Source organism: Maribacter algae (assembly GCF_047345745.1).
Lineage (GTDB): Bacteria > Bacteroidota > Bacteroidia > Flavobacteriales > Flavobacteriaceae > Maribacter.
Genome location: NZ_JBLFES010000001.1, coordinates 1,157,585 through 1,178,100 on the forward strand (window position 1 = coordinate 1,157,585; position 20,516 = coordinate 1,178,100).

Genomic DNA, 20,516 nt, shown 5'->3' on the forward strand with positions numbered 1-20,516 from the left:
GCATAAAAAATCGGTCTAAAATACTAAAATAGCCGTAAGCAAGTTATTATATACGTCAAGTATAATAATAGCCCCACAGTTTATGCGAACCCTTCTTTGCGCAGTTATTTGTTTGTTACTGTATACATGGGAAACAAAAGCCCAAAATTCTCCGGATTGTAGAACTACCATTCCCGTTTGTGCCGATGCTCCTATAATGGGCTTTTCCGATGGTAGTGGCGATATTGATGATTTTGATCCCGATGTAATCAGGCAGACGGGATGTTTGGAAAAAGGCAGTATTGGGGAAGCGAATATTGAAAATAACACGTCATGGTTTGCCTTTAGGGCTTTAGCGGATGGTCAAATAGGTTTTGACATAGAAGCACTGACCACAACTGCTGAGTGGGATTTTGCTGTATATGGCTCGGAAGTAGGGGATGATGCTGTTTTGGATTGTGTAGATATAAGCTCGGGCGCAGATCCTATACGCTGTAATTATGAGGTCAATTCAACGGGATTTACAGGTATTGGTATAAATCCTATTTCAGGGCAAAACGGCCAACCTCCAGTTGATGATGTAACCGAAGGCAATCAAAATACATATGATACTTGGATGGATGTGGCCGAAGGAGAAATCTATTATATCCTAATAAATAATTACAATACGAACTTTGACGGCGATCCAGAGCCCTTTTCACTGACTTTTACAAATCCGCCTGGAAGTGAAGATGTCAATTCAATTTTGGATTGTACGTTCAGGGATGAATTTTTAGGGTTGGATATTATAGCCTGTGAAGATGATCCCGATATTGTGTTAAGTGCACAACGATCCCCGGCAGGTGCCGTTATTAATAGTGTTGTTTGGGAACTGGATAGTGAAGATGATGGTACCTATGAAACGGTATTAACAGGGAGTGGAGCTCCTGATTATGAATTAACGGTTTCTTATCCAAACTCGGGAAGGTATCGCGTTACCATAACAACTCCTTTTACGGTTATTACGGATGATATATTGATTACATACTACACAACGCCTGTTTTGGACGCAACCACACCAGTGGAAATTTTGGATACCAATCTGTCCATAGATCCTGATCGAAACGATATTAGATTTAACGTAGACGGCGATGGAGATTATGAATATGCGATAAACGGTGGGGAATTTCAAGATGATGCTATTTTTTTGAATGTACCTTCCGGAATCAATACGGTTATCGTAAATGATAAGAACGGTTGCGGAATTACGGAACCCATTGAATTTTTGGTAGTGGGCTATAATAAATTTTTCACTCCAAATGCTGATGGCAATAATGATACTTGGAATATTGAAGGAATAGAAACACTCAACAATCCGGTGGTTTTTATTTTTGATCGTTACGGCAAATTGTTGAAACAACTGGGAGTAGCCGGAGGATGGGATGGTACATTCAACGGTAGGCCCATGCCTGCCACGGATTATTGGTTCCGCTTTGAATATGAAGAGAATGACGATGCTGGGTTGCTGGTGGCCAAAACCAGAAAAACACACTTCACCTTAAAAAGATAACGAAAAAGAGCGGCTGTAAAGCCGCTCTTTTTCGTTATCTTTTTATTACTCTCCTTTATGTCCCTAGAAATTTATAGTATAACTCAGCGTTGCATTCGTATTAATACGATCTACCAAGGCCGTAGTACTTGAACCTGGATTAAATAAACTTTCGTTGATACGTTGTTCCGTTCTATTAATGGCCAAATCCAATCGGCTACCTCCAAAGTTATATCCTATTCCTCCTGAGTAACCTGTTAGGTCATCAATGGTATTCCCGTTGGTGTAGGGGCTTTGCTCAAACCGATATCCGCCTCTTAAACTAAACTTCTGTATTCTGTACTCTCCACCAAGTCTAAACGTAGAAACCGCACCCAAATCATCTGAAATTTGAGCATTTATAGGTTGAAAAGCACCATCGTTTGTTGGCCTTAATTCCGATTTGGAAAAATCCTGATATCCGTAATCAAAACTTAAGAGTCCGTTTTTACCGAATATAATGGCTAGACTCCCATTAAGTTTGCTAGGGGTTTTTATGGTGTATGGTTGAAAAGCAGTAATTAAATCAAGGTTGATGAAATCAATATCGGATTCTCCATTGGCGATGGCATCCTGAGCTAAGTTCGAATTTATAAATTGGGAAAATTCATCTTCCAATCTATACCAAGTAGGCGATTGGTAGCTTCCGCCCAAACGAACATATTCATTAAGTTTTGCTATACCACCAACACTAAATGAAAAACCGGCCCCCTGGGTTCTTAAAAAATTATCGAATTCTATAAATTGAACATTGGAATCGGCATCAAAACCGTTTTCCGTCAACCTTGTCAATCGATCATAAAGAACGGAGTGAAAATTCAACGATGCTCCTAAATAAAACCTGTCCGTATATTGAGAACCGGCATTTAAAGTGAACTTATTGTTGTACCCGGATTCCCTGATAAAATAATCTTGGTTAAAGCTTCCGTTGTCCGAAAATTTTGCATTGGATAGATAATTTCCACTATCAGGGGCATCAATATCCTCTAAATCGAATACAAAACCTTGAAAACCTAAAAAGGCCTGTTGATCTTCAAAACCTAAATCTCTATAGGCATTCTCAATTAACTCACCTTCGGGAACCTGCAGTGCTTCAAGCGGAAGTCCTTGTGCAAAATCCAAAAAATAATTAGCTACACTTTGGTTACTATTACCACGGATGGTTGTTCTGTTGTTAAAATTATTGACTGCATCATAATTAAAGGCCAGACTGAACTTCTTCCAATCCGAGTCTTCATCCGTATTTCTAAAAACGAAAACACCCCCCACTTGGTTTAGTTCCGAATCGTTTATTGAAGTAGATGTTGCAGCACCAAAATAAGAGGCATCGTTATCTCTGGAATAAGCCGTGCCGGAAAGTGTAATAAGGCTGTTATTGAAAACTGCCGATCCCGCAGGATTAATATTCAATGCGGACAAATCCCCGCCCAACGCTCCAAAAGCTCCGCCCATACCTTGAAACCTTGCGGTTCCCTGAAGGTTTTCGGTTCCATATCGCAACACATCATTAATATTTTGGGCACTACCTATTGCGCATGCCAATAGCAGTATGAAAATTAAATACCTTTTCATAGATTATTTTTTTGATAAATACAATTGATTATTGGCGTCTTCCACTACTTCTTCCGCCTCCTGACCTTCCACTGCTAGACCTGGAAGAGCCGCCAGAGCTTCTATAGCTTCCTGAACTCCTTGAACTACCCCCTGAACTTCTGTAGCTACCCGAACTTCTAGAACTACTACCGGAACTTCTGTAACTACCTGAACTTCTTGAGCTAGAGCTTCTTCCCGAACTGTATCCACTACTTCTGGGTGAACTACTTCTAGAGCTACGGTAGGTAGAGGTTCTTGGTGTAGCTGTGGACCTCCTTGATATTCCGGAGCTGGTTCCTCTTCTATACCCACTGGAATTTACGCCAGACCTGTTATAGGCCTGTCCATTTCTGGAACTTCTATAGTTTTGTGGAACGGCACGCGTACTTCTACTTGTCCTATACGCTCTATTTTGATCAACACCTACCGTTCTTCTGGTAGTTGAATTGCTTCGATATCTATTACTGGAACTTCTCCCGGCAACCGAGTTTCGCGAAGATGCGTATCTTGAGTTTGCCGTTCTATACCTGGATGAAGTACTTGCCCTTCTCGTATTTAGATTGGACCTTCCTCTCAGGGAAGTGGCTACATTATTATTTCTCCCGTTATAATATCCTCTTCGGCCATTGACAAATGCAATGTTTCTACCCCTGAAACCATTGTTAAAGCCATAACCGTAACCATATGGTGGACACCATGCACCTGCCCAGCCGAAGCCTCCGCCCCAGCCCCAATTGTTCCAACCCCAGCCAAAGCCTCCGCCCCAGCCCCAGTTGTTCCAACGGTTCCATCTATTCCAACCCCAACCGAAGCCTCCGCCCCAGCCAAAACCGCCTCCCCATAACCATGGATCGCTCCATCCCCAGTTGTTCCAACCGTTATCATAGATGTTAATGCTAACATTACTGGCATTATCTCCCCAACCGCCAAAACCTGCATAATCGTTCGCATTGTCATAGTAGTCCGTAAGTTGCGCCGGGTTGATACTATCGTTGATCGAATTACTGGAATACGAATCAATGTCAGTAAAGACCTCATCCTCCAATATCTCATCATACTGACCTGCTTTTTGAGCAAAGTAATCAGAATATGTATTGGATTCCGAATTGCGTTGTACACGTTGTTGTTGCGGTCTTCTTTCTACTGTTCTTGGGGCTTTATCAGAATAAATCCCATCATTGTCATAATAGGATGCTTGCTGATAAGAACCACACGAAATAGCAAAAAATGACAATAAGGCCAGTAAGGCTAAATTGCGGATTTTGTTGAGGGGTAATGTATATATCATCGTTCTAAAATTATATTGTTGAACATATTAAAAATAACTAGTTTTACCGAATTATTTTCTTTCAATAGACACAAGTTTTGTGCCAAACTATGTATGATGGGTAAAAAATTAACAAAGCGAAGCGAAGATTATTCAAAATGGTATAATGAATTGGTAGTCAAAGCGGATTTGGCCGAAAATTCCGGAGTTAGAGGCTGCATGGTCATTAAACCGTATGGTTTTGCCATTTGGGAAAAAATGCAAGCGGGGCTAGATAAAATGTTTAAGGAAACGGGCCACGAAAATGCCTATTTTCCGCTTTTTATTCCAAAATCCTATTTAAGTAAAGAAGCAAGCCATGTAGAGGGTTTTGCAAAGGAATGTGCGGTGGTTACCCACTATAGATTGAAAAATGCGGAAGACGGTAGTGGTATCATTGTGGATGAAAATGCCAAATTGGAAGAAGAACTTATCGTAAGGCCTACTTCGGAAACCATTATTTGGGACACTTATAGAAAATGGATACAGTCCTACCGTGACTTGCCCCTGCTCATAAACCAATGGGCCAACGTAGTGCGTTGGGAAATGCGCACGCGACTTTTTTTGAGAACGGCAGAATTTTTATGGCAAGAGGGCCACACAGCCCACGCTACAGAAAAAGAAGCGATCGAAGAAGCGGAGTTAATGATGAACATTTATGCTGAATTTGCAGAAGAACATATGGCCGTACCGGTCATAAAAGGAGTCAAAACGGAAAGCGAACGATTTGCAGGTGCCGTGGAAACCTATTGTATTGAAGCATTGATGCAAGATGGGAAGGCGTTACAGGCAGGAACTTCACATTTTCTGGGGCAGAATTTCGCAAAAGCTTTTGATGTGAAATTCGCTAACAAAGAAGGTCAAAAAGAATATGTTTGGGCTACTTCTTGGGGTGTTTCTACACGATTAATGGGCGCTTTGGTCATGACGCATAGTGATGATAATGGGTTGGTACTGCCACCAAAACTGGCTCCTATACAAGTGGTAATTGTTCCTATTTATAAGGGATTGGAGCAGTTGGACGCTATTTCGGAAGAGGTACAGCCTTTGGTCAAGGAGCTAAGGAAGAAAGGAATCTCCGTGAAATTCGATAATCGTGATACGCACAAGCCAGGGTTTAAATTCAATGAGTATGAACTAAAAGGTGTCCCGGTACGGTTGGCCATCGGTCAGCGCGATATGGAAAACGGCACTTATGAAGTGGCCCGGAGGGATACACTTGAAAAAGAGAGCGTGCCTGCGACGGATATTATATCCAAAGTTGAATTTTTACTGGAAGACATCCAAAAGAATATTTATAACAAAGCCTTATCACATCGAGAAGCGCATATAACTAACGTGCAATCTTACGAGGAGTTCAAGAAAGTGCTCGAGGAAAAAGGCGGTTTTTTAGCTGCCCATTGGGACGGTACTCCAGAAACGGAAGAACGTGTAAAAGATGAAACAAAAGCAACGATTAGATGTATTCCCATTGATGCTGATGCTGAGCAAGGTACCTGTATGGTAACCGGCAAACCTTCTTCCAAAAGAGTGCTTTTTGCAAAGGCATATTAAAAGAATGGAAAAAATAATATTGGGGTGTTGCGATAGTGAAAAATAATTGTATTTTTGCATCCGCAATTGTGCAAAGCAATGGCCCGTTCGTCTAGGGGTTAGGACGCCAGGTTTTCATCCTGGTAACAGGGGTTCGATTCCCCTACGGGCTACAAAGGTATAAGGTTAGAAGTACAAGGTTTAAAGTAGTTGTTCTAAGTGCCAAATTCGTACTTCGTATTTAATACTTTTAAATTTTAGAAAATGGCCCGTTCGTCTAGGGGTTAGGACGCCAGGTTTTCATCCTGGTAACAGGGGTTCGATTCCCCTACGGGCTACATAGTAAAAACGGATATTGGTATCCAGAAAATATAATTTAAAGGAAGATGGCAAATCATAAGTCGGCATTAAAAAGAATTAGAAGAAACGAAGCAGTGCGTTTACGCAACAGGTACCAACACAAGACTACCCGTAACGCAATAAAAAAATTACGTTCTGAAGAGAAAAAGAAAGATGCTGAAGCACTTTTACCAAGTGTGATAAGTATGATCGATCGTCTTGCAAAAAGAAACATCATTCATTCTAACAAAGCGGCCAATCTCAAAAGTAAATTGGCAAAGCATGTCGCTGCACTTTAAATATAGCTAGAATTTAAGATTTATAAAGCCTTCCATTTTGGAAGGCTTTTTTTATTTCAAAAATTGAATTTTTTTAAGCTTGATAAATCCTATGGAAAACAGAGCGTACATAATGATAATTAAAACCAATAAAACCTCTCGTAAGTGTAACTTCCAGTATAAATCCTCATTATATTGTCCTATACCGATGATAAAAGGGTAGAAAGGATAAAATAGGAGTAGGCCCAAGCTTATACATTTCATTAATTTGTGATAATTGGAATATTTTATGGGCTTGGACATGACCTCCTTCAAATAGGATAGACTACAAAAAACCAAAAGAATTGACCCGAAAATAATGACTCCCAGTTGTGGAAAAAGGATGAATTCTTCAAAAAATGGATTTAGAAGAGCTATTACAATGATTACTAGTATTCCTTTGCGTATTATATTTTTTGTCCTTTTTTCGGTGATGCTCTTTTTATAAATTATGAAAAAATACAGAAAGAAAATAGTGTCTAAAATATTGTATATCAAATGGTTGTAGTGGGAATATCCATTTTCAAAAACCACTTGAATATCCTCAAAATCCCTTATGAGGAACCCTAGAATCTCGGTGAGCAATACATATCCGATAATAATCGGGAGTGTTTTTAAAGGAGTATCAAAATAGTATCGGTATTTCAGAACTGACAGGATTAATGCTATCCCATAAATGATTACATAGCAGTTTCCCATTAAGAATTCCGCTATTTCATTACCCATTCAGTTGTTTTTTGAGTTGAACAAAATTTTCAAACCGCTCTCATGATAATTCTTTCAACGGTTTCATTCTTCTCATTTTTATAAAACCAATAATAAACAAGAAGTACATAGCGCATATTAAGAAAATATGTATTTCTTTTAAAGGAGAAGTGTATAGATGGTTATGATAAGTTCCTATATACATGATAATTGGATAAAACGGGTAAAACACCAATAATCCTAAACTTATCCAGAACAACAAATGACTTTTCTTTAACCTTAAAGAAAAGTTCTTGTTCAATTCAATAAGATAAAAAACAATACAGGCTATCAAAAGCAAAGAGCCTACGGCTATAGAGTAGGTTTGTGGGTAAAGAAAAAAGCTTTCAAAAAATGGGTTTATGATACTTATAGCGATAAAAATGATGCTTCCATACTTTATGATTTTTTTATTTCTTTTGTTTTCTACACTCAACCAAAAGATATAGAAGAAATAACCATAAAAAACAATATCATGGATGTTGTACACTATACTGTTATTTATTGGACGATCACCCTCATATATAAGCTGAAAATTTTCATTTTTCCAAACTATATTGCCTAACAATTCTGTTAAGAAAGTATATGTGATAATTGCTGGCAAAAAACGTAAAACAGTATCGAAATATTTTTTATAGCTGAATAGAGAAAAAATTAACGTAAGTCCATAAAGAAAAACATAGAAGTTGTCCCTTAAAAAAGTAAGAACCGGGAATTCCATGTTATGTTTTGTATTAATTAAAGATCTTCACTTTAATTATTAGGAGGAACACCACCACCTCTATTTAATGTCAAACTATTCTTTCCATCCTGAAAAGCTTTCGTTGTCGGCGCAAAGGAGGCATAGACCTTTTGACTTTCTTTATAGTTGTCTCCGTATCCTTTGTCTAAATCTTCAAATTGGTCGGATAGTAACATGGCCGCCCGTCCATCATTTTCTAAAACGGAAGTATAGAAAAGGAACTCTTCGCCACCTTTTTTCAAAGTAGGTGAAATCAAAATGGAATTTTGCCTTGGGTGGTAAACAGGCTCTCCATTATGAAACTTCTTTTTGTTCGGGTAGTTAGAAAAATAAAAACGCAAAGAAGCTATATCTACATTCGCTTTTTTTGCTTCTTGCTCCACATAGTTCAAATATTGTTTTATGGTCTTGTAGTCATAGGAAACATAACGGGCTACAATAAAAGAGTCTTTTGGTCTTGTCGTTTCTGCCGACATTTGACGCTTTTGCTGCTTAAGGTCGGTATATCTTTTACCACGATCGATGGAATCCTCATATTTCCTGATGAGTTTAGCTCTTCGCTTTGTGTAGTTGTTATAAAAAGATTCTGCCTGGGCGACCGGAATTATTTGGGCCGGAGCAACCACTTCTATTTCCTCCTGTGGTTCTTTTGGGTCGGATTTTAGTTCTTTGCAACTTGTAACGGTAATCAATAAAATTCCAAATACGGAAAGACATAGCTGTTTTGATTTTTTCATCTTCAGATTGTTTTCAAAAGGTTAGTGTTCATTTTATTTAAAATAAACTAAATGATGGGGGAAATCTCTTAGCTGCTTTAAAGATATTAAATTACTATCAGTGTAAGATTATGGAAACAGATTTTCGACGAAATTCACGCTTCAAGCATAAAAAAACCAGTTTCATATGAAACTGGTTTTTTCCAATATTAAATTATAAGAATTTCTTATTGATTCATGGTCATTAAGAATTCTTCATTGTTTTTAGTTTGTTTAAAGCGTTGCTCAATGAATTCCATAGCTTCCACAGGATTCATATCCGCAAGATACTTGCGCATGATCCACATACGCTGTAAAGTACTTTCGTCCAATAATAAATCGTCACGTCTGGTGCTTGAAGAGGTAAGGTCAATAGCAGGGAAAATTCTTCTATTGGCAATCTTCCGATCCAATTGAAGTTCCATATTACCGGTACCTTTAAATTCTTCAAAGATAACCTCGTCCATTTTGGAGCCAGTCTCTGTCAATGCTGTAGCGATAATGGATAATGAACCACCACCCTCTATATTACGAGCGGCACCAAAGAAACGTTTCGGCTTATGAAGTGCGTTGGCATCAACACCACCACTTAACACTTTACCGGATGCCGGTTGCACAGTATTATAGGCCCTTGCCAAACGTGTAATAGAATCCAAAAGAATGACTACATCGTGACCGCATTCTACCAAGCGTTTAGCCTTTTCAAGAACTATATTCGCTACACGCACATGTTCCGTAGCTTCTTTATCAAAAGTAGAGGCGACTACTTCACCACGCACGTTGCGTTGCATATCCGTAACTTCTTCGGGGCGTTCATCGATCAACAAAATAATTTGATATACCTCTGGATGGTTTGCCGCAATACCGTTGGCAATGTCTTTTAAGAGCATTGTTTTACCAGTTTTAGGTTGGGAAACGATCATACCCCTTTGTCCTTTACCAATAGGTGAAAACAAATCGATAATTCGCGTAGAGATGGTACTCTGTCTTTCCGCCAAATTGAATTTCTCCTTGGGGAAAAGTGGTGTTAGATGCTCAAAGGAAACCCTATCACGAACAATTTGGGGGTCTATACCATTGATTTTGTTCACCTTGATCAACGGAAAATATTTTTCACCTTCTTTTGGGGGTCTTACGTTACCCAATACCGTATCCCCGGTCTTTAGACCGAACAAACGAATTTGTGACTGTGAAACATAAATATCATCGGGCGAAGAAAGGTAGTTGTAGTCAGAGGAACGTAAGAATCCGTACCCGTCTTGCATAATATCCAGAACACCCTCACTGGCAATGATGCTGTCAAACTCATACTCAGGTTCTTTATACCTGTTTTTTAAGTCCTTATCAAAATTGCTTTTGTCGTGGGTACCGTTTCTTTGGTTGTTATGCTTTCTGTTTTGTTGGTTCTTGTTCTGTGGATTGTTCCTTTTATTGTTCTCGGAAGTAGTAGGTCGCGGTCTCGGATTAGGTTTTCTCGTTTCCGGTTTGTTCTTTCCGTTGTCCACTTCTTTTTCTTTGTTGGTCGGTTCTGAATTGACCGTTGGATTTTCTGAAGTTTTTTCTGTTGGTTTCTTTTCTGCGGGCACCTCTTTTTTTGCAATCCTTTTTCTTGGTTTTGGTGCTTCGTCCTTCGCCGGAACAACTGCGGCAGCGGCCTTTGGATTTGCGGCCTGCAAGTCTAAAATTTGATAAACTAGGTCTAGTTTTTTTAGCGTCTTGAATTTGGGAACATTAAGTTCTTTTGCTATTTCCTGAAGTTCAGGTAGCTTTTTCGATTTTAAATCTGAAATCTCAAACATTAAATATTGAATAAATTAACAGTGTTTTGTATTATAAGAAGTAAATTATATTTGGATATTCTAATCGGGAAAGGTTTCCCTAGGCAAGTGTTAAACTTGTTAACGCAACAATATTACGAATTATTTTCAAGAATTAAGGAGATATTTTTTAAAAAGACCTGTATTTTTGTATTCCTGATTTATAGTATATAAATGATTCAACGGATACAGAGTATATATTTGGTAATAGTGGCACTCATTTCTAGTGTACTACCGTTCTTTGTAAACCTTTGGTCAGATGCCCAGGGTACGGAAATCTATGCCAGTAATGAAATCTTTATTTCTATAGCCTTTTATGTTTCTGCGCTTTTGGCCTTATGGGCCATATTGTTATTTAAAAACAGAAAGAACCAGTTTGTGGTAAACAGACTGAACATGATATTGAACCTTTTTTTACTAGGATTTTTCGTTTACCGATCGCTAAACTTATCCGGAGAGACTTTGGTCTCCGAGAAGGGTATTGGGATGTTGATTCCTGTATTTTCTATCGTTTTTTTGGTCTTAGCCAATAGGGCTATAAAGAAGGATGAAGATCTTGTAAAATCTGTTGATCGTTTACGTTGAACCTAACATCTTAGTAGTATTAGTGCGTAAAACCCGGGGTAGTTCCCGGGTTTTTTACATTTATATTTTTTGGGCGTTCCTAATGTTTTCTTCAAAAACGTTAGGCCGGGCTTTTCATTTTATCTTTTGTTTGGCAACAAAAGGATGCCATTACAATCCCTAACGCTCTCTTTGCTTTTTTGCCCTTCTTTAATTCATAAGGCCTTTTTCTGCAAAACCATTATTGAATTTTACATTCGTAAGTGTCTGTACAATATTCGGGTCTTCGCCATATTCACCTTTTTCATTGGGCATAAAATAGGTACGTTTTGTAGCTATTTTTTGTCCCTCTATTTCTTCATACTCATAATTGGCTATGATGACCGGAGCATTTACACCTAAAAAAGGCAATGAAAAATAAAAACGGTCTACCAATTTAGTTTCCGGATTAACATAAAGGATGTAGGCATCATTCTGCTCTTTTCCCGTAATAGCCGCATCATATGTAATTTCTACCTTATCGTAGGTCGTATTGTTATAATCTTCTTGTCCCATATATGTTGCTATAGTTCCCTTATCGTTTAACTTGTAGGGCATTACGAACCAAAAGTAGTTTGCTCTCCTCAGGAAGTCGCTCACTGCGACCACTTGCGGATTTTCAACATTTTTGCCATCCATCATCACCTTGGTGGTTTCACCATCAAAATATTGGGTTACTTCTCCTTTTTCGCCTGGCATGACATTGATGTCATGTTGCGTATAATTTCCGTATGATGCTTCATTGGAGAAGATGTAACGCTCCACGGAAACATCTGCTTTGCCATCTGGATAACGGTAATCATAAGTGTACTGTACATCATTTTTGGACCAAAGGTCATTCCAGCCTCCATGGGCGTATTCAATGGATGCCAATAATGTTTCCGGCTTGGCCGTATTATACTCAGGTTCTTTTGAGACCATTTCTTCGGATTCCATTTTCATGGTATCGGTAGTATCTTTTTTTGCTTTTTCTCCGCATCCGGACAAAATCATTGATAAAGTTAACACTGCAAAAAGTGTAGTTAATTTTTGTGTTTTCATGTTTGTTGTTTTTTTCTGAAGGTTTTGACGTTTTAGAGTACCGATACTTACATCAACCATACAAATGAAAAGTAAAAATCAACGCTTCCCCAGCTCAATGATTTCCAAATCTTTGATTTCTGGACCATCGATAGTAAACCGTAGCATGGTGCGCACGTGGTGAAACCCATGTTTTCCGCAAGCACCGGGATTCATATGTAATACATTCAGCTTTTTGTCCCACATTACTTTCAAAATGTGGGAATGCCCGCAGATGAACAGTTTCGGGGTATTGGCTTTGATCAATTCCCTTGTTCTTTGGTTGTATTTTGGAGGATAACCTCCAATATGTGTCATCCAAACATTGACTTCTTCGCAAGTAAACCTATTGTCCAATGGAAATTCTTTTTGAATAATATGGTCATCAATATTACCATATACACCACGTAATGGTTTTAGCGCGGAGAGTCCATCCGTAACCCTTAGATTTCCGATATCGCCCGCATGCCAAATTTCATCCGCTTGTCTGGCATATTTTAGGATGGCATCATCTATATGGGAATGGGTATCCGAAAGTAATAGGATTTTGGTCATTTATGTATTTGGTTCATTATGAAAAAGCAGCTGTGTTCTTAATTGTACCAACACCGCACATCATTCGTAACTTCATTATCTTTGAACACCACAAAACTAGGAGTTTCATTTGAGATATTTTATTCAATTTTCATACTTTGGTTTGGCGTATCACGGTTGGCAGAATCAGCCAAACGCTATTACGGTACAGTCAGTTTTAGAGGATGCATTGTCCAAACTGCTAAGGGATAAAGTAGAAATAGTGGGTGCCGGCCGCACGGACGCCGGGGTACATGCCAAGCAGATGTACGGACATTTTGATTTTAATGGTATTGATAATATAGCCCAATTAATATTCAGGTTAAATGCTTTTCTTCCCGATGATATTTCGGTTCTAAATATATTCGAAGTCAGCGAAGAAGCACATGCTAGGTTTGATGCTACATCACGTTCGTACGAATATCTGGTCTGCAATGTTAAAAACCCGTTTTATAAGGATACGGCATATTACGTAAAACAAAGATTGGATATTGACCGAATGAACGAGGCTGCCCGGCTCCTTTTGGGCAGAAAGGATTTTGAGTGTTTTTCTAAAACCAATACGGATGTCCGTACGTTTTTTTGTGATGTAACATATGCCAATTGGTCCTTAAATGAGGATGCTTTAAGCTTTAAGATTACGGCGGACCGTTTTCTGAGAAATATGGTCAGGGCAGTGGTAGGAACACTTTTGGATGTTGGAAAAGGCAAATATTCCATAGCCGATGTTAATACCATCTTAAAAAGTAAAGATCGCTCAAAAGCGGGCGCTTCCGTACCTGCAAAAGGGCTATATTTGACCTCCGTAACGTACCCCAATACTATTTTTAAGAATGGATAAAGACTCAGGAAAAGCTTTTGACACGCGGCTCTTTAAGCGTTTAATGGCCCATACCCGTCCTTATAGAATTACTTTTTATGGAGTGGCTTTGGCGGCAATATTATTGTCGGTTTTTGCGGTACTAACTCCCATCATTTTACGTGAAATTATAGACGGCGCCATCAAGGATGCCGATCCGGAGAAACTTCTATATCTTATCATTGCCATGTTGGCCGTACTTGTTTTACAGGTAACGAGCCAACTATCCTTTAATTATTATGCCAACTGGTTAGGGGAATCTGTCATACGGGACGTACGTATAAATCTTTTCCAAAAAATGCTAGGCTTCAAGATGAAATATTTTGATAATTCTTCGCTTGGGGTTTTGGTAACAAGAGCAGTGGCGGACATGCAGCGTATCGGTGAGATATTTAGTCAGGGCTTTTTCGTTATCGTAGCGGATTTATTAAAAATGTTCGTGGCCGCGGGCGTAATGATTTATATCAATTGGAAACTGGCACTTCTGGTATTTGCAGTACTGCCGTTGATTCTTTACGCCACCCGATTATTCCAAAAAGCAATGAAAGTGGCTTTTACAGAGGTAAGGGCAGAGGTTTCCAATTTAAATTCATTTGTGCAGGAACGCATTACGGGAATGAAAATAGTACAGTTGTTCACCCGTGAAAAAATAGAAAGTCAAAAATTTAGGGAGATAAACGAAAAGCATAAAAAAGCATGGTTAAAAACGGTTTGGTATAACTCTATCTTTTTTCCAATCGCCGAGATTGTTTCCTCCATTACCGTTGGTCTAATCGTATGGTATGGCGGTCTGCAAAACGTAGCCGGTATTACGGATGATATTGCAGGAACCGTGTTCGCCTATATTCTATTGATAGATATGCTATTTAGACCGCTACGGCAGATTGCGGATAAGTTTAACACGCTGCAAATGGGTATGGTCGCGGCGAATCGGGTATTTAAAATCCTGGATACGGATAGTACAATTTCCAATGAGGGTACAATAGAACGTGAAAAAATGAAAGGCGACATCGAGTTTAAAGCGGTTCGTTTTGGTTATGTTGAAGATGAAGAGGTATTGCACGGAATTTCCTTTGATGTAAAAGCTGGAGAAACCATTGCTATTGTTGGTGCTACAGGAGCAGGAAAATCGACCATCATTAACTTGTTGAACCGATTCTATGAAATTAATTCCGGAAGTATTTTAGTGGATGGAATCGACATTAAAGATTACAAGCTCTCATCTTTACGTTCCCATATTGCCGTGGTGCTCCAAGATGTGTTTTTATTTGCCGATACGATTGCGAACAATATTTCGCTTAAAGATCCTGCCATCAACATAACGAATATTGAAAATGCGGCAAAAACGATCGGTGTGGATGAATTCATAGCAAGTCTTCCTGGTGGATATGAATACAATGTGAAAGAAAGGGGTTCCATGCTATCCAGTGGTCAGCGACAATTGATCGCTTTTTTAAGAGCCTATGTGAGTGACCCAAGTATTTTAGTTTTAGACGAGGCAACTTCCTCGGTAGACACGTATTCCGAACAATTGATACAAAAAGCCACTGAAAAAATCACGCAAGGACGAACTTCAATCGTCATTGCCCACAGGTTGGCGACCATTAAAAAGGCCGATAAAATTATCGTGATGGATGCCGGACGGATAGTCGAGATCGGCAACCACAAGGAATTACTTGAAAAAGGTGGATATTATTCCAATCTTTATGAAGCGCAGTTTATGGCAGAAGAGGTGGCTTGATTATTATTTTTTTGGAATAAAGGCATTAAAATCCATTGTCCCGGTCAGGATAAGAATGACAGGAATCAAAGCGGACAGTGCAAAATATTGTATAGTAAAGAGAATATAGAACACCAATATTTTTGCTATCAAATCCAAACCTTTTAATTTTCCTGTCCTTTTAATGATATAACCTGTGTACAGATACATTAGACCCATCATAGGAAAAACAATGAGACCATAATATTCTGGTATAAAACTTAGTATTAATATTGAGGGGATAAATGTACCAATACTCCATTGGGCCAATGTATAAATGAATACCGTAAGCCTTTCCGTAAAGTTATATTTTATCTGCTCGTAGGCCAACCATGCGGATGAGGCCATCATTGGAATATATAGTACAAATAAAATAGCTTGGTAGTCCGTTGTAAAATCGAATAAAGGTTGCAAATCCGGAGAACTAGCACCTGTACCAAAAACATCAAAATCCAGTTGGTCCGATTTTCTTTTCATCAAAAAAACCAAAAATCCCGAAAGCGTAATAGCAATACCCATATAGCTTATGGGATTCAGATATTTTTTTCTAATTCCCTGTATGTAGCCGCCGATGACAACTTCCGGTTTGGTAAAAAGATGTATAAAGGTTCTAAGGAAAGTGTTGTCAACATTAAAGTAGCGCTCGGTAATATCAAACCATAAATTTTTGACGTTCAGTCTATTTCGAATCACTTTAGCGCCACAATCGGGGCAAAAGCTATAGTCTGTTCTTAAGGTATGATTACAATTTTTACATTCCATTACACCAGATCCTGTTTTAGCATCGCACCGAGTTGTGTTAATGAATCGTATAATACAAATTCACCGTTTTTGATATAGGATATAAGTCCGGTTTCTTCACTGACCACAATACTCAAGGCATCTGTTTTCTCTGTGATACCTACAGCTGCTCTGTGCCGCAACCCAAAGCGTAAAGGAATATTTCGCTCATTGGAAACGGGTAAAATAACTCTTGTGGCTACAATGTAATTATTTACGATAACCGCTGCGCCATCATGCAATGGGCTGTTCTTATAAAAAATACTCTCTAAAATGGGCTGGGTGATCTCTATGTTCATCCGGTCTCCTGTGGATTTGATAAAATCCAGGGAGTTGTTTCGCTCAATTACCAAAATAGCTCCTGTTTTTGTACTTGCCATTTTTTCGCAGGCTCGGAGAATGGCATCAACATCAACTTCGGTTCCGATACCATCTTGCTTTAAAAATTTAAAATGTTTGACGAAGTTTCGTTTATTGGCAAAATTGGTAGAACCGATCATCAGTAAAAACTTTCTGATTTCCTGCTGAAATACGATGATAAGGGCTATTAACCCTACTTGCATAAAAGCCCCGACCATACTACTGATCATTTGCATTCCCAGAAGTTCCGTCAATTTCCAAAATGCCCAAACGATAACGATTCCAATAAAAATATTAATGGCAACGGAGCCCCTGACCAGTTTATAGATGTAGTAAAGAAGAACTGCGACCAACACAATATCTAGGATATCCGTAATCTTAAAATCGATAAAATTCAAAAAATCCAAGCGTTGTCGTTTTTGTAAAATTAACAAAATTTGATGAACGAAAACCGTTCCGTTTTATGCCTGTAATTGTTCGTAAAGTCGAACACATTCCCTAGCTTCCTTAACGTCGTGAACCCTTAAAATATTGGCTCCTTGATCTAAAGCGAACATGTGTAAGGCCGTGGTACCATTTAATGCCGTTGACGGGGTGTTTCCAAGAAGTTTATAAATCATGGACTTTCTACTGATACCGACCAACAAGGGGCAATCGGTTATTTTGAAAAGATTCAAATTTTTAAGTAGCGTGTAGTTTTGTTCTAAATTTTTAGAAAATCCAAATCCAGGGTCAATGATGACATCTTTTATCCCGTGGCTTTTGGTAACCGCCAATCGTTCAGAAAAGTAAAATAACATATCCTTTGCCAAATCTTCATAATCGGTTTTTTGTTGCATCGTTTTTGGGTTCCCCCTCATATGCATCATGATGTAAGGTACATTGCATTTAGCAATGGTTTGTATCATTTTGGCATCCCTTTTTCCTCCTGAAATATCATTGATCATTGCCGCTCCGAGGGCTATACATTGTTTCGCTACTTGGCTTCTAAAGGTATCTATGGAAAGCATGGCTGTGGGAAAATGTTTCAGGATCAAATCAACTACCGGAATAATGCGTTTTAATTCTTGGGCTTCGCTTACTTCATCCGCACCCGGTCTTGAGCTATATGCACCGATATCCAAAAAAGTGGCACCACCGGTCAACATCTTCTCTACTTGCGAAAGAATATCACTTTCGTTTTTATATTTTCCTCCGTCGTAAAAAGAGTCCGGCGTAATATTTAGGATGCCCATTATTTTAGGATATGCTAAATTGATGAGTTGTCCTTTGCAGTTTATGGTCATATTTGATTTCAATGGATTTTTGCTTCCCTAAGTTTAAACCATCAACTTTGACGGTTACAAAATTTTAAGCGAAATTTACACAAATTACAAGGAACTATATGCAGCATACGGCAACGCAATATGATGAGGTTATCCAAGAGTGTAGGGACCTTTATGAAAAGAAGATGAAAGATTATGGTTGTGCATGGCGTATTTTAAGGTTACCGTCCTTAACAGATCAAATCTTCATTAAGGCCCAACGCATTAGAAGTCTTCAGGAAAATAATATTAGAAAAGTTGACGAGGGCGAAAAATCAGAATTTATAGGAATCATCAACTATTCCATAATGGCATTGATACAGTTGGAACTGGGCGTTGTTGACCAGCCCGATCTGGAAGCGAGCAAAGCTGTTGAATTGTATGACAAACATATTGCCGAAACCAAACAGTTAATGCTGAATAAAAATCACGATTATGGTGAGGCTTGGCGAGATATGCGGATTAGCTCCCTGACGGATTTGATTCTTCAAAAACTGTTGCGAATAAAATCAATCGAAGATAATAAAGGCAAAACTTTGGTCAGTGAAGGCATCGATGCCAATTATCAGGATATGATCAATTATTCCGTATTCGCTCTAATTCATATGTCCGAAACAAAAAAAGCATCATAATAAATGAAATACCTCATAGGCTTTGTTCGGATATTTGTTGGAATACTTTTTATCATCAGCGGGTATATAAAATTGAACGACCCGGTAGGGTTTTCCTTCAAATTAGAGGAATATTTTAGCCAAGGGGTATTGGACCTACCGGTATTTATGCCATATGCATTGACCATTTCTATTATCGTGGTAATCATAGAAGTGCTTTTGGGCGTTATGCTCATCATAGGGTTTAAACCTAAATTTACCTTATGGAGTTTGTTGGGAATGATCGTATTCTTCACCTTTCTTACATTTTATTCAGCGTATTACAATAAGGTGACGGATTGCGGATGTTTTGGTGACGCCATAAAACTAACACCGTGGGAATCATTTACAAAAGATGTTGTATTACTGGTATTGATCCTAATTTTGTTTGTAGGTAAAAAGTGGATTGCCCCTCTTTTTAGACCAGCGACATTAAAGAGTTTTCTGATTTTATCGGTAGTTGCTTGTAGCGCCTACGCCTATTATGTTCTGAACCACCTTCCCGTAATCGATTTTAGACCCTATGAAGTAGGTAAGAATATTGAAGAAGGCATGACCGTGCCAGAAGATGCTCCAAAAGCCGTTTTTGATTATGCCTGGAAATTCAAAGTTGATGGGGACGAAAAAATTATTGTAACACAAGGTGATTACCCCTCGGTTGATGGTGAGTTTATTGGTGTGGAAACCACTGAAATTCAAAAAGGTTACGAACCCCCGGTACATGATTTCACCATAGAGCAAGAGGGTCAGGACTATGCAAGCGAATTATTGATCGAACCCAAGTTGGTCATGGTCATCGCGTATGATTTGCGAAAGTCCAATTTAGAAGCTTTTGAAGTGCTGAAAGGTGTAGCTGATAAAGCCCAGAAAAGCGGATATAAAGTAATTGGGATGTCAGCCTCCGGACCTGATCAAACTAACAATTTAAAATCAAAATATAACCTGGATTTCGATTTTTATTTTACGGATGAAACCACCCTTAAAACTATTGTCCGTTCCAATCCGGGAGTTCTGGTTTTGGAAAAAGGAACGATACTACAAAAAGTACATTATAATGATTTGGAAGATTTGATTTTTCCATAAAATGAAGTAAATAACTATCAAATAAAAACAGCAATGAGAAGTAAAATAGTAGCCGGTAACTGGAAAATGAACAAAAACTTAGAGGAGACGGAGGCTTTGCTGGCAACATTATCGGCAAAACTACCGGATACCCAAGCGGAAGTAATGGTAGCACCAGCATACGTTAACCTTTCTGCTGCCGTAAGATGTCTGGAGGCTTCTAAAATAGAGGTTATTGCGCAGAATATGCACTTTGCCGAAAGTGGGGCCTATACCGGTGAAATTTCTGCCGATATGTTACTGAATATTGATGTAAATACCGTTATAATTGGGCATTCGGAAAGACGTGCTTATTTTGCAGAAACAGATGGAATTTTAGCAAAAAAGGTACAAACTGCTCTGGACCATGAAATACGGGTAATGTTCTGTTTTGGAGAAGAATTGGAGGACCGTAAAGCCAATAACCATTTTAACGTTGTTGAAAATCAGCTAAGAAATGCCTTGTTTTCATTGGAAGCGGCATCATGGTCAAGAATCATATTGGCCTATGAGCCAGTTTGGGCCATTGGTACCGGAGAAACAGCATCACCGGAACAAGCTCAGGAGATGCACGAATTTATCCGTAAGACCATTGCAGAGGCTTACGACCAGACCATTGCCAATAATGTATCCATTCTTTACGGGGGTAGTGTTAAACCGGGCAATGCCCCAGAAATATTTGGAAAACCGGACGTGGATGGCGGACTCATAGGCGGGGCATCTCTAGTAGCCGATGATTTTATAGCCATAATAAAAGCCATTTAATCGGCTAAATC

20 protein-coding genes and 2 tRNA genes are annotated in these 20,516 nt (G+C 38.8%); 11 read left to right on the forward strand and 11 right to left on the reverse strand.

The genetic code is table 11. The features are described 5' to 3' along the window. The first annotated feature begins 82 nt into the window (after nt 1-82). A complete protein-coding gene (locus ACKWBX_RS05090; RefSeq protein WP_413967567.1) occupies nt 83-1,528 on the forward strand; it encodes a T9SS type B sorting domain-containing protein in 1,446 nt (481 codons plus the stop codon). Between the two features lie 63 nt (nt 1,529-1,591). On the opposite strand, the gene ACKWBX_RS05095 is transcribed toward ACKWBX_RS05090, so the two are convergent. Then, the gene (locus ACKWBX_RS05095) at nt 1,592-3,118 is read right to left on the reverse strand and encodes an OmpP1/FadL family transporter (protein WP_413967568.1); all 1,527 of its coding nucleotides are present in this window, start codon (nt 3,116-3,118) and stop codon (nt 1,592-1,594) included. Between the two features lie 28 nt (nt 3,119-3,146). Continuing rightward, the gene (locus ACKWBX_RS05100) at nt 3,147-4,427 is read right to left on the reverse strand and encodes a hypothetical protein (RefSeq protein ID WP_413967569.1); all 1,281 of its coding nucleotides are present in this window, start codon (nt 4,425-4,427) and stop codon (nt 3,147-3,149) included. 96 nt (nt 4,428-4,523) lie between these two features. Here ACKWBX_RS05100 and proS point away from each other — a divergent pair, with 96 nt between their 5' ends. From proS to rpsT, 4 genes are all read left to right on the forward strand, one after another. Next, nucleotides 4,524-5,999 (forward strand): proline--tRNA ligase, encoded by a 1,476-nt coding sequence (proS, locus tag ACKWBX_RS05105; protein ID WP_413967570.1) that lies wholly within the window; start codon nt 4,524-4,526, stop codon nt 5,997-5,999. Nucleotides 6,000-6,079: 80 nt separating this feature from the next. Beyond that, nucleotides 6,080-6,151: transfer RNA gene (locus ACKWBX_RS05110), tRNA-Glu, on the forward strand. Between the two features lie 93 nt (nt 6,152-6,244). Further along, nucleotides 6,245-6,316 (forward strand) — tRNA-Glu (locus ACKWBX_RS05115). A 48-nt stretch (nt 6,317-6,364) separates the two neighbouring features. Then, nucleotides 6,365-6,616: a 30S ribosomal protein S20 gene (gene rpsT, locus ACKWBX_RS05120; protein WP_413967571.1), complete on the forward strand. Its 252-nt coding sequence runs from the start codon at nt 6,365-6,367 to the stop codon at nt 6,614-6,616. Nucleotides 6,617-6,667: 51 nt separating this feature from the next. Here rpsT and ACKWBX_RS05125 read toward each other — a convergent pair whose 3' ends face one another. From ACKWBX_RS05125 to rho, 4 genes are all read right to left on the reverse strand, one after another. After that, nucleotides 6,668-7,360 (reverse strand): hypothetical protein, encoded by a 693-nt coding sequence (locus ACKWBX_RS05125; RefSeq protein ID WP_413967572.1) that lies wholly within the window; start codon nt 7,358-7,360, stop codon nt 6,668-6,670. A 40-nt stretch (nt 7,361-7,400) separates the two neighbouring features. Beyond that, complete coding sequence (locus ACKWBX_RS05130) at nt 7,401-8,099, reverse strand: hypothetical protein (RefSeq protein ID WP_413967573.1); 699 nt, start codon at nt 8,097-8,099, stop codon at nt 7,401-7,403. Between the two features lie 32 nt (nt 8,100-8,131). Continuing rightward, nucleotides 8,132-8,857 carry a hypothetical protein gene (locus ACKWBX_RS05135; RefSeq protein ID WP_413967574.1) on the reverse strand — a complete coding sequence of 242 codons (726 nt, stop codon included), beginning with the start codon at nt 8,855-8,857 and terminating at the stop codon, nt 8,132-8,134. A 206-nt stretch (nt 8,858-9,063) separates the two neighbouring features. Next, the gene (gene rho / locus ACKWBX_RS05140) at nt 9,064-10,674 is read right to left on the reverse strand and encodes a transcription termination factor Rho (protein WP_413967575.1); all 1,611 of its coding nucleotides are present in this window, start codon (nt 10,672-10,674) and stop codon (nt 9,064-9,066) included. 192 nt (nt 10,675-10,866) lie between these two features. Here rho and ACKWBX_RS05145 point away from each other — a divergent pair, with 192 nt between their 5' ends. Continuing rightward, a complete protein-coding gene (locus tag ACKWBX_RS05145; RefSeq protein WP_413967576.1) occupies nt 10,867-11,277 on the forward strand; it encodes a DUF4293 domain-containing protein in 411 nt (136 codons plus the stop codon). Between the two features lie 189 nt (nt 11,278-11,466). Here the strand turns inward: ACKWBX_RS05145 and ACKWBX_RS05150 are convergent, their stop codons facing one another. Together ACKWBX_RS05150 and ACKWBX_RS05155 are read right to left on the reverse strand one after the other, a co-directional pair. After that, nucleotides 11,467-12,336, reverse strand: coding sequence for a DUF6503 family protein (locus tag ACKWBX_RS05150; protein WP_413967577.1), 870 nt, complete (start codon nt 12,334-12,336; stop codon nt 11,467-11,469). Nucleotides 12,337-12,414: 78 nt separating this feature from the next. Beyond that, a complete protein-coding gene (locus ACKWBX_RS05155; protein ID WP_413967578.1) occupies nt 12,415-12,909 on the reverse strand; it encodes a metallophosphoesterase family protein in 495 nt (164 codons plus the stop codon). 109 nt (nt 12,910-13,018) lie between these two features. Between ACKWBX_RS05155 and truA the strand changes: the two genes are divergently transcribed. Continuing rightward, nucleotides 13,019-13,768, forward strand: a complete 750-nt coding sequence (gene truA, locus ACKWBX_RS05160; RefSeq protein ID WP_413967579.1) for a tRNA pseudouridine(38-40) synthase TruA — start codon at nt 13,019-13,021, stop codon at nt 13,766-13,768. Beyond that, nucleotides 13,761-15,527, forward strand: a complete 1,767-nt coding sequence (locus ACKWBX_RS05165; RefSeq protein ID WP_413967580.1) for an ABC transporter ATP-binding protein — start codon at nt 13,761-13,763, stop codon at nt 15,525-15,527. Before truA ends, ACKWBX_RS05165 begins: the two co-directional genes overlap by 8 nt. A 3-nt stretch (nt 15,528-15,530) precedes the next feature. Here ACKWBX_RS05165 and ACKWBX_RS05170 read toward each other — a convergent pair whose 3' ends face one another. Genes ACKWBX_RS05170 through folP form a run of 3 tightly spaced genes read right to left on the reverse strand, consistent with a single transcriptional unit; the run spans nt 15,531 to nt 17,971 of the window. Then, a complete protein-coding gene (locus tag ACKWBX_RS05170) occupies nt 15,531-16,307 on the reverse strand; it encodes a DUF3667 domain-containing protein (protein ID WP_413967581.1) in 777 nt (258 codons plus the stop codon). Next, entirely contained in the window at nt 16,307-17,092 is a 786-nt protein-coding gene (cdaA, locus tag ACKWBX_RS05175) for a diadenylate cyclase CdaA (protein WP_413967582.1), read from the reverse strand. The genes ACKWBX_RS05170 and cdaA overlap by 1 nt, the downstream gene beginning before the upstream one ends. 54 nt (nt 17,093-17,146) lie before the next feature. Beyond that, nucleotides 17,147-17,971 carry a dihydropteroate synthase gene (folP, locus tag ACKWBX_RS05180; RefSeq protein WP_413967583.1) on the reverse strand — a complete coding sequence of 275 codons (825 nt, stop codon included), beginning with the start codon at nt 17,969-17,971 and terminating at the stop codon, nt 17,147-17,149. A 98-nt stretch (nt 17,972-18,069) separates the two neighbouring features. Here folP and ACKWBX_RS05185 point away from each other — a divergent pair, with 98 nt between their 5' ends. Genes ACKWBX_RS05185 through tpiA form a run of 3 tightly spaced genes read left to right on the forward strand, consistent with a single transcriptional unit; the run spans nt 18,070 to nt 20,505 of the window. Continuing rightward, nucleotides 18,070-18,621 carry a DUF1599 domain-containing protein gene (locus ACKWBX_RS05185; protein WP_413967584.1) on the forward strand — a complete coding sequence of 184 codons (552 nt, stop codon included), beginning with the start codon at nt 18,070-18,072 and terminating at the stop codon, nt 18,619-18,621. Between the two features lie 3 nt (nt 18,622-18,624). Beyond that, a complete protein-coding gene (locus ACKWBX_RS05190) occupies nt 18,625-19,722 on the forward strand; it encodes a BT_3928 family protein (RefSeq protein ID WP_413967585.1) in 1,098 nt (365 codons plus the stop codon). A 33-nt stretch (nt 19,723-19,755) separates the two neighbouring features. Continuing rightward, nucleotides 19,756-20,505, forward strand: a complete 750-nt coding sequence (gene tpiA, locus ACKWBX_RS05195) for a triose-phosphate isomerase (protein ID WP_413967586.1) — start codon at nt 19,756-19,758, stop codon at nt 20,503-20,505. The last annotated feature ends 11 nt before the right edge of the window (nt 20,506-20,516 follow it).

Bases quoted from the DNA above. Each gene is read 5' to 3' on its own strand.
- ACKWBX_RS05090 (WP_413967567.1), top strand. From the start codon at position 83: ATGCGAACCCTTCTTTGCGCAGTTATTTGTTTGTTACTGTATACATGG.
- ACKWBX_RS05095 (WP_413967568.1), bottom strand. From the start codon at position 3,118: ATGAAAAGGTATTTAATTTTCATACTGCTATTGGCATGCGCAATAGGT.
- ACKWBX_RS05100 (WP_413967569.1), bottom strand. From the start codon at position 4,427: ATGATATATACATTACCCCTCAACAAAATCCGCAATTTAGCCTTACTG.
- proS (WP_413967570.1), top strand. From the start codon at position 4,524: ATGGGTAAAAAATTAACAAAGCGAAGCGAAGATTATTCAAAATGGTAT.
- rpsT (WP_413967571.1), top strand. From the start codon at position 6,365: ATGGCAAATCATAAGTCGGCATTAAAAAGAATTAGAAGAAACGAAGCA.
- ACKWBX_RS05125 (WP_413967572.1), bottom strand. From the start codon at position 7,360: ATGGGTAATGAAATAGCGGAATTCTTAATGGGAAACTGCTATGTAATC.
- ACKWBX_RS05130 (WP_413967573.1), bottom strand. From the start codon at position 8,099: ATGGAATTCCCGGTTCTTACTTTTTTAAGGGACAACTTCTATGTTTTT.
- ACKWBX_RS05135 (WP_413967574.1), bottom strand. From the start codon at position 8,857: ATGAAAAAATCAAAACAGCTATGTCTTTCCGTATTTGGAATTTTATTG.
- rho (WP_413967575.1), bottom strand. From the start codon at position 10,674: ATGTTTGAGATTTCAGATTTAAAATCGAAAAAGCTACCTGAACTTCAG.
- ACKWBX_RS05145 (WP_413967576.1), top strand. From the start codon at position 10,867: ATGATTCAACGGATACAGAGTATATATTTGGTAATAGTGGCACTCATT.
- ACKWBX_RS05150 (WP_413967577.1), bottom strand. From the start codon at position 12,336: ATGAAAACACAAAAATTAACTACACTTTTTGCAGTGTTAACTTTATCA.
- ACKWBX_RS05155 (WP_413967578.1), bottom strand. From the start codon at position 12,909: ATGACCAAAATCCTATTACTTTCGGATACCCATTCCCATATAGATGAT.
- ACKWBX_RS05165 (WP_413967580.1), top strand. From the start codon at position 13,761: ATGGATAAAGACTCAGGAAAAGCTTTTGACACGCGGCTCTTTAAGCGT.
- ACKWBX_RS05170 (WP_413967581.1), bottom strand. From the start codon at position 16,307: ATGGAATGTAAAAATTGTAATCATACCTTAAGAACAGACTATAGCTTT.
- folP (WP_413967583.1), bottom strand. From the start codon at position 17,971: ATGACCATAAACTGCAAAGGACAACTCATCAATTTAGCATATCCTAAA.
- ACKWBX_RS05185 (WP_413967584.1), top strand. From the start codon at position 18,070: ATGCAGCATACGGCAACGCAATATGATGAGGTTATCCAAGAGTGTAGG.
- ACKWBX_RS05190 (WP_413967585.1), top strand. From the start codon at position 18,625: ATGAAATACCTCATAGGCTTTGTTCGGATATTTGTTGGAATACTTTTT.
- tpiA (WP_413967586.1), top strand. From the start codon at position 19,756: ATGAGAAGTAAAATAGTAGCCGGTAACTGGAAAATGAACAAAAACTTA.